The organism is Neobacillus bataviensis LMG 21833, assembly GCF_000307875.1.
GTDB lineage: Bacteria > Bacillota > Bacilli > Bacillales > Cytobacillaceae > Neobacillus > Neobacillus bataviensis.
Genome location: NZ_AJLS01000114.1, coordinates 177160 through 193654 on the forward strand (window position 1 = coordinate 177160; position 16495 = coordinate 193654).

At 38.7% G+C, this 16495-nt stretch carries 16 protein-coding genes and 1 riboswitch; of the genes, 7 read left to right on the forward strand and 9 right to left on the reverse strand.

Going from position 1 to position 16495, the window contains the following annotated elements:
• Window positions 1-111: 111 nt before the first annotated feature.
• Window positions 112-1329 carry an MFS transporter gene (locus BABA_RS14665; protein ID WP_007085987.1) on the reverse strand — a complete coding sequence of 406 codons (1218 nt, stop codon included), beginning with the start codon at window positions 1327-1329 and terminating at the stop codon, window positions 112-114.
• 208 nt (window positions 1330-1537) lie between these two features.
• Between BABA_RS14665 and BABA_RS14670 the strand changes: the two genes are divergently transcribed.
• From BABA_RS14670 to BABA_RS14695, 6 genes are all read left to right on the forward strand, one after another.
• Complete coding sequence (locus BABA_RS14670) at window positions 1538-1909, forward strand: winged helix-turn-helix transcriptional regulator (RefSeq protein ID WP_007085988.1); 372 nt, start codon at window positions 1538-1540, stop codon at window positions 1907-1909.
• Between the two features lie 168 nt (window positions 1910-2077).
• Window positions 2078-2124, forward strand: a riboswitch (PreQ1 riboswitch).
• A gap of 128 nt (window positions 2125-2252) precedes the next feature.
• Window positions 2253-2753: a preQ(1) synthase gene (queF, locus tag BABA_RS14675; protein ID WP_007085989.1), complete on the forward strand. Its 501-nt coding sequence runs from the start codon at window positions 2253-2255 to the stop codon at window positions 2751-2753.
• Window positions 2754-2769: 16 nt separating this feature from the next.
• On the forward strand, window positions 2770-3411 hold the full coding sequence (locus BABA_RS14680; RefSeq protein WP_007085990.1) for a queuosine precursor transporter: 642 nt from the start codon (window positions 2770-2772) through the stop codon (window positions 3409-3411).
• 169 nt (window positions 3412-3580) lie between these two features.
• Window positions 3581-4366 carry an amino acid ABC transporter substrate-binding protein gene (locus BABA_RS14685; RefSeq protein ID WP_007085991.1) on the forward strand — a complete coding sequence of 262 codons (786 nt, stop codon included), beginning with the start codon at window positions 3581-3583 and terminating at the stop codon, window positions 4364-4366.
• 65 nt (window positions 4367-4431) lie between these two features.
• Window positions 4432-5091 (forward strand): amino acid ABC transporter permease, encoded by a 660-nt coding sequence (locus tag BABA_RS14690; protein ID WP_007085992.1) that lies wholly within the window; start codon window positions 4432-4434, stop codon window positions 5089-5091.
• A gap of 15 nt (window positions 5092-5106) precedes the next feature.
• On the forward strand, window positions 5107-5844 hold the full coding sequence (locus BABA_RS14695; RefSeq protein WP_007085993.1) for an amino acid ABC transporter ATP-binding protein: 738 nt from the start codon (window positions 5107-5109) through the stop codon (window positions 5842-5844).
• Window positions 5845-5975: 131 nt separating this feature from the next.
• On the opposite strand, the gene BABA_RS14700 is transcribed toward BABA_RS14695, so the two are convergent.
• Window positions 5976-6686, reverse strand: a complete 711-nt coding sequence (locus BABA_RS14700; protein ID WP_007085994.1) for a polysaccharide deacetylase family protein — start codon at window positions 6684-6686, stop codon at window positions 5976-5978.
• A gap of 193 nt (window positions 6687-6879) precedes the next feature.
• Here BABA_RS14700 and BABA_RS14705 point away from each other — a divergent pair, with 193 nt between their 5' ends.
• On the forward strand, window positions 6880-7770 hold the full coding sequence (locus tag BABA_RS14705; RefSeq protein ID WP_007085995.1) for an acyl-ACP desaturase: 891 nt from the start codon (window positions 6880-6882) through the stop codon (window positions 7768-7770).
• An 84-nt stretch (window positions 7771-7854) separates the two neighbouring features.
• Here BABA_RS14705 and BABA_RS14710 read toward each other — a convergent pair whose 3' ends face one another.
• The 7 genes from BABA_RS14710 to BABA_RS14740 all read right to left on the reverse strand — a co-directional run bounded on the left by BABA_RS14710 (window position 7855) and on the right by BABA_RS14740 (window position 16143).
• On the reverse strand, window positions 7855-9801 hold the full coding sequence (locus BABA_RS14710) for an FtsX-like permease family protein (protein ID WP_007085996.1): 1947 nt from the start codon (window positions 9799-9801) through the stop codon (window positions 7855-7857).
• Window positions 9791-10552 (reverse strand): ABC transporter ATP-binding protein, encoded by a 762-nt coding sequence (locus BABA_RS14715; protein ID WP_007085997.1) that lies wholly within the window; start codon window positions 10550-10552, stop codon window positions 9791-9793. Before BABA_RS14715 ends, BABA_RS14710 begins: the two co-directional genes overlap by 11 nt.
• Before the next feature lie 100 nt (window positions 10553-10652).
• Window positions 10653-11657, reverse strand: a complete 1005-nt coding sequence (locus tag BABA_RS14720) for a sensor histidine kinase (protein ID WP_007085998.1) — start codon at window positions 11655-11657, stop codon at window positions 10653-10655.
• Window positions 11650-12345: a response regulator transcription factor gene (locus BABA_RS14725; RefSeq protein WP_007085999.1), complete on the reverse strand. Its 696-nt coding sequence runs from the start codon at window positions 12343-12345 to the stop codon at window positions 11650-11652. The genes BABA_RS14720 and BABA_RS14725 overlap by 8 nt, the downstream gene beginning before the upstream one ends.
• An 82-nt stretch (window positions 12346-12427) precedes the next feature.
• Window positions 12428-13564: a Ger(x)C family spore germination protein gene (locus tag BABA_RS14730; protein WP_007086000.1), complete on the reverse strand. Its 1137-nt coding sequence runs from the start codon at window positions 13562-13564 to the stop codon at window positions 12428-12430.
• A complete protein-coding gene (locus tag BABA_RS14735) occupies window positions 13551-14654 on the reverse strand; it encodes a GerAB/ArcD/ProY family transporter (protein ID WP_007086001.1) in 1104 nt (367 codons plus the stop codon). Before BABA_RS14735 ends, BABA_RS14730 begins: the two co-directional genes overlap by 14 nt.
• The gene (locus BABA_RS14740) at window positions 14644-16143 is read right to left on the reverse strand and encodes a spore germination protein (RefSeq protein WP_007086002.1); all 1500 of its coding nucleotides are present in this window, start codon (window positions 16141-16143) and stop codon (window positions 14644-14646) included. The genes BABA_RS14735 and BABA_RS14740 overlap by 11 nt, the downstream gene beginning before the upstream one ends.
• Between the last annotated feature and the right edge of the window lie 352 nt (window positions 16144-16495).

Below are 16495 nucleotides of genomic sequence, written 5' to 3' on the forward strand. Positions count from 1 at the left end.
TGGTAAGCGTACAAAGGGTGTCAGGCACCAAATAAAAAGTAACAAAAAAGTCGGCAGGTAACTAGTTCCTGCCGAACTTTTTGAAAAGTTTTACATAAGCATGTGTTGATATTAGCAAATTACACTTTTTACGCAAGCCGAGCTAACTTCCTGATCTTTACTTTCAAGACTTCGACTCCAGCTTGTCAGGATTACCGCCCCCAGAACCATTAATGCACCGATCCAAGAGGTATGAATGAGTCCAATAGAATCAGTAATCACGCCGCCCAGGTAGGATCCAATCGCAATACCGGCATTAAAGGCAGCAATATTGAGTGCGGAAGCTACATCAACTGCACTTGGCACGAACCGCTCTGCCAACATGACGACATACACCTGCAATCCCGGAACATTCATAAAAGCCAAGAGCCCCATGAAAAATATGGTCATTAATCCTGCAATTTTAAATGGTGCGGTAAACGTCAAGATAAATAGGACAACGGCTTGGACGATGAACATATAAAATAATGCTCTAATAGGATTTTTATTAGCCAGCTTGCCGCCAACCATGTTACCGATGGCAATCGCAATGCCGTAAACGAGCAAGATCACGGCAACGGTTCCTTCTTTAAAACCTGTTATATCTTGTAGGATTGGTGATAAATAGGTGAAGACAACGAATGTTCCCCCATATCCTAAGGCAGTGATAATAAATAGTAGCATTAATCGGCCATTTGTTACTAATTTGAATTGATCACGAAAGCTTGACTGAGCCCCTTTTTGTAAATCAGATGGAACGAGGATGCTGTTTGCAATAAAGGAGATTACTCCAACAGCAATAATAATGATAAAGGCCATTCTCCAGCCGTATTGCTGTCCGATGAAGGTGCCAAATGGTACTCCTGTGACGGTTGCAACCGTGAGACCTGAAAACATGATGGATATCGCACTTGCCCGACGGTTTTCCGGTACTAAATCGGCCGCGATCGTTGAACCAATTGACATAAATACACCATGTGAAAAGGCAGAAATCACACGGGCAGCCAGTAAAACTCCAATGCTAGTAGCACTAGCGGCAAGGCTATTTCCAATAATAAAAATAACCATAATCCAGAGTAATAAAGATTTCCGAGACATAAGCGATGTAACAGATGTTAAAATTGGTGCCCCGAATGTTACCCCTAAGGCATATAGGGAAACAGTCAAACCGGCTGTTGTAACAGTTATTTGTAAATCCTTCGCAATAAGCGGTAATAAACCAACACTGATAAATTCAGTTGTTCCAATAGCGAACGCACTCATTGCCAATGCTAGCAGCGCGAGTGTACTCCTCCGTTTATCTATAGACATTTGTAATCTCCTCCTAAATATTGTGTCCTTGTATGGATAGGCTTGCTGAAAGCAACCTATTTAAATAAATGAATACGAGAAATTTCAACCGGCAAATGTTATTATGGGATATATGGGATCGAAATAAAAGTACGCACTTTTAAGTACTCTAGGTACTTTTAAGTTGTATAGGTACTTTTTTGTACCTATTAATTAGGAGGGATTTTCGATGAAGAATAAGAAATATAATATATCGGTAGAAGCCACACTTGAGGTAATCGGAGGAAAGTGGAAATGCGTCATTCTATGTCACCTAACACACGGCAAAAAGCGTACAAGTGAATTGAAACGCTTGATGCCGGACATCACCCAAAAGATGTTAACCCAGCAACTACGGGAATTAGAGGAGGATGGGGTAATCAACAGAATTGTATACAATCAAGTCCCGCCGAAGGTAGAATATGAGTTAAGCGAATATGGTTGGAGTTTAGATAGTATTTTAAGTTCCCTATGTGCTTGGGGAGAAAAGCATATCACCAAAGTATACGGTGATAAATTTTCCGTCTTAGAAGAAAATGTTTTAAACGGTCAGCCAGAATAACCATTGGTTTCCACTTCATATGCAATCAAGATAGTTTTGAAAAATACCAGGAATATGTAGTTTAAAGTGAAGGTGTCTTAAATGGAGTCAGTCGAAAAAATTTCAGTTTGACGTTTTCGAACTAGTTCTTTATTATAGGAGAGAAGAAAAAAGAATACCCGTACTTGAACGGGAGAGGTTCATAGCTGATACCCTCTATAAAAAACTATGGATATATGACTCTACGCCATGTCCATGTCGGACGTGGCTTTTTTGTTTTTATTCCGAAAGTTTGCATAGAATATTTAGTTGAAACTCTCTTGAAAAAGTGTGGGGGACACATTTTTACTAGGGGGTTTTTTATATGTCTGGTTGCAGCCATGATGAAGGATTAAAGGATTTAACATTGTTAGGGAATCAAGGTACTACCTATTCATTTGAATATGCACCGGAAGTATTAGAGGCAGTTGATAATCTGCACTCAGAGCGTGATTATTTCGTGAAATTTAATTGCCCAGAGTTTACGAGTCTTTGTCCGCTGACCCGTCAGCCGGATTTTGCCACGATGTATATTTCCTATGTTCCGGATAAAAAAATAGTCGAGAGTAAGTCACTGAAGTTATATCTTTTCAGCTTCAGAAATCACGGGGATTTCCACGAGGATTGTGTCAATATCATCATGAACGATCTAATCAAATTGCTTGACCCGCGCTATATTGAGGTATGGGGGAAGTTCACTCCAAGAGGTGGTATTTCCATTGATCCATGGTGCAATTACGGAAAACCTGGGACGAAGTATGAGGAAATGGCCAGTTACCGCTTGATGAACCATGACCTTTATCCAGAAAAAGTTGATAATCGATAAGGGAAGGTATGAAGAAATGATTTTTTATTTAAATGGAATTTTTGTAGGTCTGTTGATTTTGGCAAATATTGTGGCGGTCAAGCTTTTTAGCATTGGGGATTTTGCGATACTGCCAGCAGCTGTCATTGTTTATATCTTTACGTATCCACTTATTGATGTGATTGTCGAGGTTTATGGAAAAAAAGAGGGACGGAGAACGGTTCAGGCGGGGCTGATCACTCAAATCCTTGCCCTAATTTTCATTACGATTACGCTTCATCTGCCGGCCGCACCGGTGTTTCAGGATCAAGGGTCATTCGAAACGATCTTAAATGGAAGTTTTCGCGTGATTATTGCGAGCTTAATTTCCTATGCAGTCAGCCAAAACCTGGATGTCTTTGTATTTAATAAATTGAAAAGCATCCATGGACAAAAAAAGCTGTGGTTGCGCAACAATGCCTCCACAATGCTGAGCCAGTTGATAGATACAACCATCTTTATTACCATCGCCTTCTATGGGACAATGCCAATCGCTATCCTAGGAAGTCTGATTCTAACTCAATATATATTTAAGTTTGTAGCAGCCATCCTAACCACACCGCTAGTCTACGGACTAGTCCATATCATAAGGAAACAGGAAACAAAGGAATCAGCAGCCCCACTACAAAAACAAGCATAAGCAGGTTAGCAAGTGGGATATATTGAAAATGGTGTCAGGCACCAATAAATATCCAATTTAGCTATTGTACTTTAAAATATTATAGTGTTATAATGTGCTAGTATGATAATATGGTAACGCGCTAAAGTAAATAATAAATCTACAATCCAATAAAGGTGGTTTTATTCATATGAAACGTCTAGCATCTATGGTTCTAGTAATCGCAGCGATATTTTCTGTTTTAACGGCCTGTTCGAGCAATACATCGGGGGCTAAGGACAAAGATGACAATAAATTGGTCATCGGTATTGACGATAGTTTTGCTCCATTAGGATTTCGTGATAAAGATAATAAAATCGTTGGTTTTGATATTGACTATGCAAATGCTGCAGCTAAAAAAATGGGTGTCGATGTTAAAATCCAGCCTATCGAATGGAAAACCAAAGAATCTGAGCTTAGCAGCGGCCGCATCGATCTTATTTGGAATGGTTATACTATCACCGACGAACGTAAGAAAAAGGTTCTATTTACAAAGCCTTATTTAAAAAATGCCCAAGTCGTGGTTACACTTGCTGATTCGAAGGTAACAAAACTTGCAGACTTAGATGGGAAAGTCGTTGGGCTGCAGGCACAATCCTCTGCCGCTGATGCCTTGGATTCGAACCCAATTAAATCCAAGATAAAAGAAGCAACAGAGTTCTCCGATAATGTGATGGCACTGAATGATCTGAAGAGCGGCCGTTTAGATGCTGTCGTGATTGATGAAGTTGTGATAGATTATTACATGACAAAAGAAAAAGGTACATTTAAAGTGCTTGATGAATCCCTTGCTCCTGAAGAATATGGGGTGGGTGTGAAAAAAGGCAACGAGGCACTGTTGAACAAGCTGCAAAAAGCACTGGATGAAATGAATGAAGACGGTACTGCCCTTGAAATTTCAAAAAAGTGGTTTGGTGAAGATAAAGTAGTAAAGTAATGATAAATAGGGAACAAAACAGGATTCCGGGTGGGACCCTGTTTTGTTTTTGGAGGAAACCATCTATGTCGTTTGATTATATACTAACCATCCTTAAGCCGATGCTTGAAGGGGCACAAATGACAATTCTTTTGTTCTTGATTGCCATTGTTGTGTCGATTCCGCTGGGCTTTTTATTAACATTAGCTGTAAAAAGCAGGCTCAAGCCCTTATCCTGGCTTGCACAAGTTTTTATTTATGTGATGCGTGGGACACCGCTTCTGCTTCAGCTATTAGTCATCTGTTTTGGGCTGCCGATGATTCCAGGTATTGGGGAATATTTGGTACTGGATCGCTTCGTAGCCGCTTGTATCGGATTTATCCTAAACTATTCAGCTTATTTTGCTGAAATTTTTCGCGGCGGACTGTTGGCCATTGATAAAGGTCAATATGAGGCGGCACAAGTCCTTGGTTTTTCTAAATGGCAGATGATGACAAGGATCATTATGCCGCAAATGTTTCGCATTGCCCTTCCGGCAGTGGCAAACGAATCAGTGACACTTGTCAAGGATACGGCTCTGCTTTATGCTGTTGCGGTCCCGGAATTATTGCACTTTGCCGAGACAGCGGTGAATCGCGATTTTACGATTGTTCCTTTTATGGTGGCAGGCGTCATTTATCTACTTATGACGCTAGTGTTGACGTATGTTTTTAAATTAATCGAACGGCGGTTTACATTTGAATAAGGAGGGGGTGTGAATATGGCAATCATTGAAGTTTCTAATCTTAAAAAGTCATATGGAGATCTAGAAGTTTTAAAACAGATTACCTTTGATGTGAATAAAAATGATGTTGTGGCTGTGATTGGCCCCTCCGGATCGGGTAAAAGTACCATGCTTCGGAGTCTTGTCCACCTAGAAGAAATCAATGGCGGCAGTATTCTCGTTTCCGGTGATTACTTGGTAAAGGATGGCGTTTACTCAAAACCGCAGGAAATTAAGCAGATTACCGCTAAGATGGGGATGGTGTTTCAGCATTTTAATTTGTTCCCGCACCTAACGGTCAAGGAGAATTTGGAAATGGCTCCACGATTAGTAAAAAAGGAGTCTGCTGCAGATATAGGAAAACGCAGTACTGAGCTTCTTCAAAAAATTGGTCTAACAGGTCGGGAGAGTGCGTACCCGGCCAATTTATCTGGCGGGCAAAAACAAAGGGTTGCCATTGCAAGGGCGCTCATGATGAATCCGGATATTCTGTTATTTGATGAGCCTACTTCGGCACTGGATCCCGAGTTAACCGCAGAAGTTCTGCAGGTGATGAAGAATCTGGCCGAAGAGCACATGACGATGATTGTGGTCACCCATGAGATGGAATTCGCAAAAGAGGTAGCAAACCGTGTAATTTTTATGGACAATGGAGAAATTATTGAATCCGGTCATCCAACTGACGTGTTGACCAACCCGCAATTCGAACGGACAAAAGCATTCCTAAATCGATGATGGTGTCGTGGAAGCTTGGCGATGGATTCTGTTTATTTAAAGGGTACAGTCCTGCTGTTTAAACAGTAGGACTGTACCCTTTTTATTTACATTCACATGAAGGACAAATCACAGGATTTCTGTTCACTGATTCAGTTGTCTCCTCCTAATTTCTGGAGTTCGTTGACGGTTACGAAGCTGTAGCCCTCTTCGGATAGTGCTTGTAAAATTCCTTCAACGGTTTTCAGTTCTTCTTCCGTTTTGTCATACATCGGATGGATCAAAATAATTGAACCAGGCTTTATTTGATCCCGAACATATTTCACTTTGTCAGCAGCAGTAGTATAAAAGGTATCTGGCTCTAAATTCCAAGTAATGGTGTCGCGATCATGCTTATATAGGTAATAAGGCAGGCCAACCAATTTTTTTCCGTTTGGTGGACGAACATCAATTTCCCCCGTAAACCCGGCATCACGAATCAATTGATCTGTTTTTTCAATTTCGTCTTTATAATAAGAAGGCATTTTAAAAATCATCCGCTTATGTGAATAGGTGTGATTGCCAACCTGATGACCCGCATCGGCAATTTCCCGAGCTTCTTCCAGGTTGTCCTTTATCTCATTCCCAATCAGAAAAAAGGTTGCTTTTGCGTGGTAGTGATCCAAGAGTGGCAGAATTTGATCCACATTCTTAGTCGGTCCATCGTCAAATGTTAACGCAACAACCTTTTGTTCCGCTTCCACTTGATCTGTAAGACCGCCGAATAACTGGAAAGTCCTTGAATTCATTAATTTATAGGTGCCTAGCAACAGTAGAAAAACTACTACAATTCCAACACCAATAAATACTAATTTCCCTTTCATATATTTAGCCTTTCTTTTCATAATGTTGTTTATAGCAAAAGTTCAATATCATTATAGCAAAAGATATGCAAAATCCTCCATTAGTTAAAATCAGAATAGTTGTGCTATAATCAAATTAGTAACAGGTACTAATATCAGATATAAGTTTAATTGAAAATAAAAACAAACGATCAACCTGAATGGAGGGGTTAGGATGTTAACAAATGATTTGGACTTTAGGCTGGAGCCTAAACTTATAGAATTATATGAAGAACATAAAAAGCGTGCTGAAAAAATTGATTGGGGCTATCATGATTTTTTGCCATGGGATAAGGCAATGGACTTCCGGCGTGTTCCGTGGGATGAAAGTCAGGTCACACTTCCTACATCTATTGTTACCGCGGTTGAAACGGCACTATTAACCGAGGTAAACCTGCCTTGGTTCACCTCCCATCTAGACCAAACCTTTAAAGGCTCTTTAACGGTTATCAAAGATTTTGTTCATACGTGGACAGCAGAAGAAGACCAGCATTCAAACCTTCTTGAAACGTATCTTTTAATCACACGTAATGTCGATCCGAAGCGCCTCCGCCAATTACACAAACAAACGGTTGAGAATGGCTGGAATCCGGATTACCATACACCTTTTGAAACCATGGTGTATACATCCTTGCAAGAATTAGCAACTATGGTGTTTTATAATAATGTCGCGAAAGTGGCTGGATCGCATGATAAGGATTTGTCCAGTTTACTTCGGCGACTAGCAAAGGATGAAACATTGCATTATGCCTTTTACAGGGATGTCATTAAATTTCATCTGCAATTAGAACCTAACTACTGTTACCATCTGGGTAATGTCATTATGAACTTTCAAATGCCTGGTACTGTCATGCCTGATTTTGAAGATCGGATGTCCATTATTGCGAAAGAGGCAAATTACGGCCCATTAGAATATTTTGATCAAGTTTTAGATGTGATTGTTGATTATTGGGAGCTGGAGAAACTTAGGCCGATTGCGCCAGAAGCAGAAAAAGCCCGGCTGGACATTCTAAGGTATCACGCCCGCTTGAAAAAAGTAAGAGATCGCTTTTATAAAAATAAGTAAATTTATGGAAAATGGTACCTGACACCCAAAGAAGCTCCAGTGCCTATTTGGCCTGGAGCTTTACTCTTCGTAAAAAATACCACACTAAAGTGCTTCTTTAATCACCTTTTTATAATAAAGAACCGATAGAATACCGAAAATAGAGTACAATCCAGTATAAATCACCATAACAATAATCATCGGTGTCCATACCTCTGTTCCGAATAAGAACCAGCCTGACTGTACAGCAAAATAGCTGTGGAAGAGCCCGACGATTAATGGAATGCCGAAATTAAACACCTGTTTTGCTTGAATGCCTTTTAGAAGGTCACCCTGAGTAAAACCGAGCTTTCTCAGAATCGTATAATTTGGCTTTTCCTCTTCCCCTTCACCCATTTGTTTAAAATAAAGAATACACCCGGATGTAATAAGGAAGGTTAACCCTAAAAAGCCGACGATAAACATAATGAGCCCCATCACTTGTTTCTGTCCATTGCTGATTTCCAGCCGTGAAGATTTTAAACGATCCTCATTACCGAACATTTTTACAAAAATCTCATTTGCTTTATCAAGATTTGCTTCATCTTGTAGCTTCATTCCGACAAACACCGAAGATTCCTTCTGAATCTTGGGATTTACGTCCTGCTGTAAACTCTCAAATACCTTTTGGTCGACAATAGCCGTAGGCTGACCACCGTTAGTGAAATAACCGGAAATGATGAAATCCCTTTTTAAGCCTAAGTATTTCAGCGGAATTACTTCATTCTGACCCTTTAATTCAATGTCACCAGAATCCTTTAGACTCATAAATTTTTGCAGCATATCATTATATCCGGTAAAAATAGTTTCTCCTTCGGCTACTTCGATAGTGGGAACATCTTTATTGCTAATAACCGGAATCGTCATAGCCTTTGGATCGAACATTATTTCTTCCAGATTTATATCCATTATCTTTTTAAGATTCGCATCCGCCTGGATGACATCAATCTTCTTTTCACTAAATGGAATATTCTCAGCAGTTAAAGCCTTACTGAATTTCGCCGCATCTTCCGTTGTTACGAACGAAAAATCCCCGGCGACTTGATTTTCAGCCATTTTTTCCGCCGAATAATAAGAGATATAACTTAATGACAATAACCCAATCGCAAGTGCAGAAACCGTCGTAATAATCGTTAACAATAAGGCATTCGATTTCATCCGAAACATAATCGAGGACAGCGATAATACTTGATTAATATTTAAATAACCATTCTTCTTTTTTCGAATGACGTTAAAGATAAAGCTGACAGATCCTTTGTAAAAAAGATAGGTTCCGATAATAACAGAGCCGAGAATATAAATCATCGCCCCAAAAAGTTCAGTCATTGTCGTAAAATCGCCGCTAAATAATTTCGAGGAAATATAGTAGCCTGAGATAATCAAAATCATGCCGACAATCCCAATAATGATTTCCGCCCAAGACATCTTTTTCACTTTACCTTCTGTCGATGAAACCACTCTGAATAAGGATAAGATGCTTTGTCTTTTAATGAACACATAGTTCATTAGCATGATTAACAGGTAGATAACACAAAACACTACAACGGTTTGAATCAGTGCTTTCGTTGAAAAATGAAGGGCGGCGATCGCATCGATACCCGTAATTTTAAATAGTATCATCAGAATTAACCGTGAAACGGAAAAGCCAATAAAAGTTCCGATGACAAGTGAACCAAAATAAAGGATAAAATTCTCTGCCGTCAGAATGTTGAAAATTCTGCTTTTGGTCATCCCAATTAATTGAAATAAGCCGATTTCCCTGCTGCGCCGTTTAATAAAGATATTATTGGCGTATAGCAAAAAGACGGAAACAATTGCAACAAGTAAAACAGAAGCTGCCTTAATCGCAGCGGCACCCTTCATGGAGTCCTTTGTTTCATTCATCGCCGGATCATATTGCAGGGTGACAAAGGCGAAATAAAGGGCGACACTAAAGATAAGTGCAAACACATAAAGATAATAGTTTTTCAAATTCCTTTTCAAATTGCGAAAAATGAGTTGCTTAACGCTCATTTGGCACACCACCTAATACTCCCTGCGTTTTCATGATGTCTTTAAAAAACGTCTGTCTTGATTGTTCACCTTTATTTAATTGTGTGTAAATCTGGCCGTCCTTGATAAAAACAACCCTGCTGCTAAAGCTTGCCGCCACCGGGTCATGGGTTACCATGATAATCGTTGCCTTGCGGTTCCGATTCATTTCGCTTAATTTGTTTAGTAAATCGGAAGCGGATTTTGAATCAAGGGCACCCGTTGGCTCATCCGCAAAAATAATACTCGGTTCATGAATAAACGCCCTTGCCGCAGAAGTACGCTGTTTTTGACCCCCGGAAATTTCATTCGGATACTTATCCTTAATGTCAGAAATCCCAAGTTCCATTGCCACTGCAAGAAACATTTCATCCGCGGCCCTTTTTGACACCTTCGAAATCGATAACGGCAAAAGGATATTTTCTTTGACGGTCAATGTATCAAGTAAGTTATAATCTTGAAAAATAAACCCCAAATGGTGCTTGCGGAATTCAGCCAGTTGACGCTCTTTCATCGCAGTCATCTCTTTTCCTTCGATCGTAATTGTGCCGCCGCTAACCCTATCAATGGAAGATAGTACATTGAGCAAGGTGGTCTTTCCGGAACCTGAGGCTCCCATGATACTGACGAATTCTCCTTTTTCAACATTAATATCAAGCCCTTTTAATACCTCTTGCTTATTTAATTTATTTCCATAGCTTTTATGAATTTTAGTGGCTTCTAAAATATTCATACCAACACGCTCCCTTTAATCGATACCTTTAGTATAAATACCTCGACGATTCCAATCCTTCGATTGAGCGAACAATTAAGAAAAGCATGTGACATTGTTGTCACATGCCTGCGATATGGACAAATTCATTCTTTTTTGGAAAAATTAACGTGAAGGTAGTACCACGGCCAAGTCCTGAATTGACATCAATATCGATTAATAATGGCTTAGCAATTCGTTTTGTTAAATATAAACCCATACCTGTTGCGGCATTGTCGTGGTGAGATGTTGTCGAGGTAAAGCCCTTGTCAAAGATGCGTGAGATGTCTTTTGGGTCGATGCCGCGTCCGAAATCCGTTACCTCAAGAACAGTCTTTCCATCTTTTTGAAAGCTTTTTATCATGATATCGGATGATTCGCTGTATTTTACCGCGTTTGTCAACAACTGTCTGATGATAAAGGTGAGCCACTTAGCATCCGTTAAGACTGTTGCAACCTCCAAATCAACATCAAAGCCAATTCCTTTTTGTATGCACCACGACTGTAACGTCTTAATCTCGTGAAAAAGTAAGTCCTTTAAATCAGTTTCTTCTATATATAAGTCATTTTCCATAAAAGGGATGCGTCTTTGGTGAAGCTGTTGGTCTAAGAGCAGGTGGATTCGCAGCCATTCGTGTGTTAATTGGGCGCGCATCCGTTCATTGTCTAGGCGGTCAATCATTAAATGCATCGCAGTTAACGGTGTCTTGACTTCATGAATCCAAGCTAACAGCTCATCCTTCTCCTGTTCTAACATCAACAGATTTTCCGAAGCCTCTTTTTTTAGCAGTTCAGTTTGGTTCGTGATGCTGTGCTCAATCATTTTTTCAAACGGACTCTCAGGCTCTGCTATATTAGTTAAATCCAGATTGTTTTCCCATTCCGCTAAACTTTTATAAAATTTTGTTTCCTTATGATAGCGAAAAATCAAAAAGACAGTAAAAACAAGTGTTGATAAGAAAATAATATAGAAGAGCGGCATCAAAGGAATCGCCGAATCAAGGAAAGAGACAAATAGAATAAGTGCTTGAATGACGAAAAAGAGAAGGATCCAGCTGCGCCTTTCAATTAAATAGTCCTTAATCATACCCATTTGCCTCTTCAATCGCGATGTAGCCTTGCCCAATCTTTGTTTCAATAAAACGGCCTAAACCAAGCTCTTCCAGCCTTTTTCGCAGCCGATTGACATTGACCGTTAAGGTATTATCGCTAACAAAGCGTTCATCCTCCCAAAGGCTTTTAATTAAGTCCTCACGGCTGACAATCTTATTTTTTTGCTCAATCAGCTTTTTTAAGATAAAGGTTTCATTTTTTGTCAGTTCAACGGTTCCAGCGTTATTGCTGACCGTGTTTTTTTCATAATCTACTGTTGCACCGCACCATGTTTTTAGGGTGACCTGCTCGGTATTGTAATTATAAACACGCCTTAGTGTGGCCTGAATTTTCGCAATCAGGACATCAAAATGAAATGGCTTTTGTATAAAGTCATCGGCACCGAGCTGCATTGACATCACCATATCAGATGGATGGTCTCGTGAGGATAAAAACAGTATTGGAACATTTGAATGGGAGCGGATCATCCGGCACCAATGAAAGCCATCAAATTTCGGCAATTGGATATCAATCAAGACTAAATCAGGCTTTACCACCGAAAATTCCTTCATGACTGAGTTATAATCAGTAATCCCGTACACATCATAAGACCAACCAGTCAGGCGTTCTTTTATTTCATTAAATAATGTTGCATCATCTTCAATTAACAATAGTTTAAACAATGAATTCACCGCACTTTTATCATATATCATCTAATAATTGTATAATATATCCTTTTCGAGTGCTATAGGGTGAACCTCTCTATTAATTAATGATTCCGGTATTAATTAGTTCAAATTGCAGGTCTACCTTAATCGGTATCTCTTTAAGGGGTGCATTTTTGTATTTTTTCTCCCACAGTTGATGATGATTGGCCTTGATTTTCTCTTCAATTCCAAATCCATCACAATTCGCTTCCTGTAATTTTGCTATCGTTTTTTCGGCTGTTTTCGTTAAACTATTCTTTATTTCTTTATTTATCTGATTTAATTGCAGTGGATTCGTTAAATGATTTTTCGGATACTCTGTAATCCGAAATTGAAGCTTTACTGATAAATTCACTGAAGCAGCGTCATTTTTCACGGCTAATTTTGTTTTTTTGCGGGTAGTGATCACTTCGATGACGACAAAATCCTTTTGAGTTTCTTTTCCTTGTTGATTTGTTTTTACTAAAAATGAAACTTTCTGTTTTTTGGTTCCATTAAGGAGTAAAAACATTTTTGATTCCGGAATATTAAGTTTCCCTGTCATTTTTTCATTATCAAATAGTGCCATACCTACCGATCGTGCCCGATGTTTCTCATAATGAACGTTAAGAAGCGGCAGCAATGGATCCTTTGTATGCTTAAGCAATAAAGGACAGACTGATTGAACATTATAGTCTGTAAAAAAACCGGTTGCTTCACCGCTTTTTAAGAATTCAGCATAATATTGTCCGTTTATATCTGCTTCTTCCTGTTTTAAGCGAATGGCGTCCGCTGCTTCTCCTTCAATAATCACCACTTTTGCGCTAAGAGCGCCTTTTGGGTTCCGATAAATGTTATCGAGCTCCTGATAGAGTCCTTTTTTTGCCATCTTTTCACCAAAAAGGATCGCTTGAACTTTTGAGGTATCGATTCTTTCTGAAATATTTAGGTCGGCATGCAGGAGGGTGTCTAAAGCTGTTCTGCCTGATGAAGTAAGAATGGTGCTCCTTGAAGATGATGCTGAAGAATTATTATTCTCTAGCGCTCCCTTGCCAATAGGGTAAGATGTATTTGCGATTATATCGCCATTAGGATTGATATCATACCCAATAAGCATGATTAATTTTTGCTCTTTTAATAGCCTTTGATCCCAACAACCTGTTAATAAAAGGGGGATAAAAATGAAAACAATCAACCGCTTACTAGTTCTTCGCATTGAATTCACCCTTCTGCCGTTTTTTAAATAGCAGGGAAAATAGTAAAAGAAAGACAGGTATGGCCATCAAGAAAATGAAACCAGTGTAGGTAGTGTATTTCGTTATTTGCTTTATTTCATTTTCACCATTAAAAAATAGGGCTAAGATAAAGCAAATAAGGGCTGATAAATAAACGAAAGACTTTCTTGTCCATCTTTTAATTAGAAAAGTGCCTGCTAGGGATGCACCGTAAAGATAGCTAATAAATGATGTCCCGACTAAAATAATCCAGAATGAAATGATAACTAAATCTGGCCGTTCAATGATTTTAAAAGAAAAGGATTTTAATAAATAAAGAACAGGCTGAGGAAATAACCCCATTTGGTCATCACTGAAGTAAATTAAACAGACAAAGGTTAGGAATGTGTAAAAAAGGGTAATAAATAAGTTTACCAAGCTAAAAGCTTTAACCTTTTCCTTTCCTGTTGCTAAAACAAACGGAGATAGTATAAGGAACATTTCCATGCCTTGCCAAGCTAACGTAGCATGCCCGGCCCCCTTTAGCATGTTCATCATACCTGAATGACCAATAGGCATAATGTAATTGATATTGCCATCTTTGAAAGCAATTGGAGTGATGATGATAAACACAATCAACACAAAAGAGGCGATAAAGTAAAACCTTGCAATGACCTTCAAGTTTTCGACAGCAATATAGATCCCGATGGATACTATCAACAAAAGGATGACCCAATAGGGAGTGTACGGCAGCATCCATTTTTTTAAAATAAAGACAAATAAAACGAGAATGGTTGAACCGGTTAATAAGAAATAACCAGTATAAAAAAGGGTAAAGCACTTTCCAACCACCTTTCCGAAAATCGATTCAAGGAGTTGAAACAAATGCTGATTAGGGAAGCGGTTACATAAAATGAGATAGAGGATAACAAGAATTTCCATAAACACACCTGTCAACAGGAGAGAAATCCAACTATCCCCTTTTGCGAATTTGTGAATGTCGTAAGGAAGAGAAAGAAAGGCCACTCCAATTTGCGTCTGGATTAAAAAGGTGATCATCTGAAGCTTGGTGATTTGATTTTCATTTTTCATTTTTTTCCCATCTTCTTGGTCGATTTAGTCGATTTTTATTTTTAACACGTAACTCTCGCGGTCTTTGCTTTAACATCCATATTGGAAATCGGATGATTGCGTCCTTCATCCCTTGTAAATTAAAGGGGGCAATCGGGGTGAAATAAGGCGTCCCCAAAGACTCCAGTTTGCAGAGATGGCCAATGATAAACATTAACGCGAATATGATTCCGACAAACCCAAAGCTAGCAGCAAGAACCATAATTGGAAAGGTTAAGAGCCTAACCGTATTACTCATTTCATAGGATGCGATTGTAAACGAAGAAATAGCCGTAAGTGCTATCACGATTACCATCACATTCGATACTAATCCTGCAGAAACAATCGCATCCCCGATAATTAAACCGCCGACAATACCGATTGTTTGTCCAATTGGGGTAGGAAGACGAATTCCTGCTTCACGAATTAATTCAATCGTAAATGACATAATCACCGCTTCAATTAACGGTGGAAACGGAATGTTCTCTACAGAGTTTTTAACCAGAACTAAAATTTCATTCGGGATAATCTCAAAATGGAATCCGATAATCGCAATATATAAAGCAGGTAATAGAAGCGAGAAGAAAAAGCTTGTTACTCTCAAAAGTCGAAAAACAGAGCCCGTAATGATGCGGCTGTTGTAATCATCCGTCGTTTGAAAGAAGGAAAAAAATGATACAGGAAGAACAAGCACATCTGAACTTCCTTCAGACAAAATGACGATTCTCCCTTCTACTAATTGGGCAATTGTTCGATCAAGCCTTTCCGTGTAAAGTATATGTGGAAATGGAGATAAAGGCATATCTTCAACTAACTCTTCTAAGTACCCAGGGCTAAAAGTCATATCTGTGGAAAGGGTTTGAAGTCTTTCTTCTAGTCTCATTACTAGATTTGGATTGGTAATCCCTTCTATATACACAACGGCAATTTTAGTATTTGTGTATTGGCCGCTCCGATGGTAAGTAATTCTAAGATTATGGTTCTCAATCCCTTGTCTGATAAACCCTATATTTGTCGAAAGGTTTTCAATAAAACCTATATGTGATCCACGTACAGTTTTTTCACTATCAGGTTCTTTGGGGCTGCGAGAAAAATCTTTTTTCGTATAAAAAGAAAAAATTTCATGGCTTCCTTCGATAATGACGACTGAATTTCCTTGTAACAGAGCATTTATAGTATCGTTAAGGTTTATTTTACTCTGTGTCTCTGTCGAAAATGGGATGTCATCTAAGTCTATTTCAGGATATTTAATGAACGGGAATAAGATACTTTCTTGGATTTTTTCTGAGTCAGCAATGGTGGCTAAATAAACGATGACCCCTTTCTCTTCTTTATATAAAATGGGGATCATCAGTAAGTCTTCAGAATTGCCGAAAGAATTCTTAATGAACCCTACGCGGGTATCCAGGGTAGAATCATCATTTGCTGAAGGCCGTTCGTTTTTCTTATTTTCAAATGAAGGCTGCTTCATAACCGAACTCCTCAAGGTAAAATGTACATTTTATCTTTTACCGAAATTTCTCTTATTATTCTTAAAGTAAAAATAGTAGTTGACTTGGGTGGGGGATAATAGTAATATAGTAATCCTGATGAGGGGAATAAACGAAAGTAATTATTCCAAAATAAATTATTTTTTCATCAGTTGACAGAAATAGCTGTCTATGATAATATTTATTCTTGTCACCTCGCAAAAGAATATTATTTCAAAATAGTATTTGACAATACGATTACGAGATGATATAGTAATAAAGTTGCTTCTGAACGAAGTAACAAATTGTTCTTTGAAAACTAAACAAACAAAAACGTCAACAAACAATATTTTT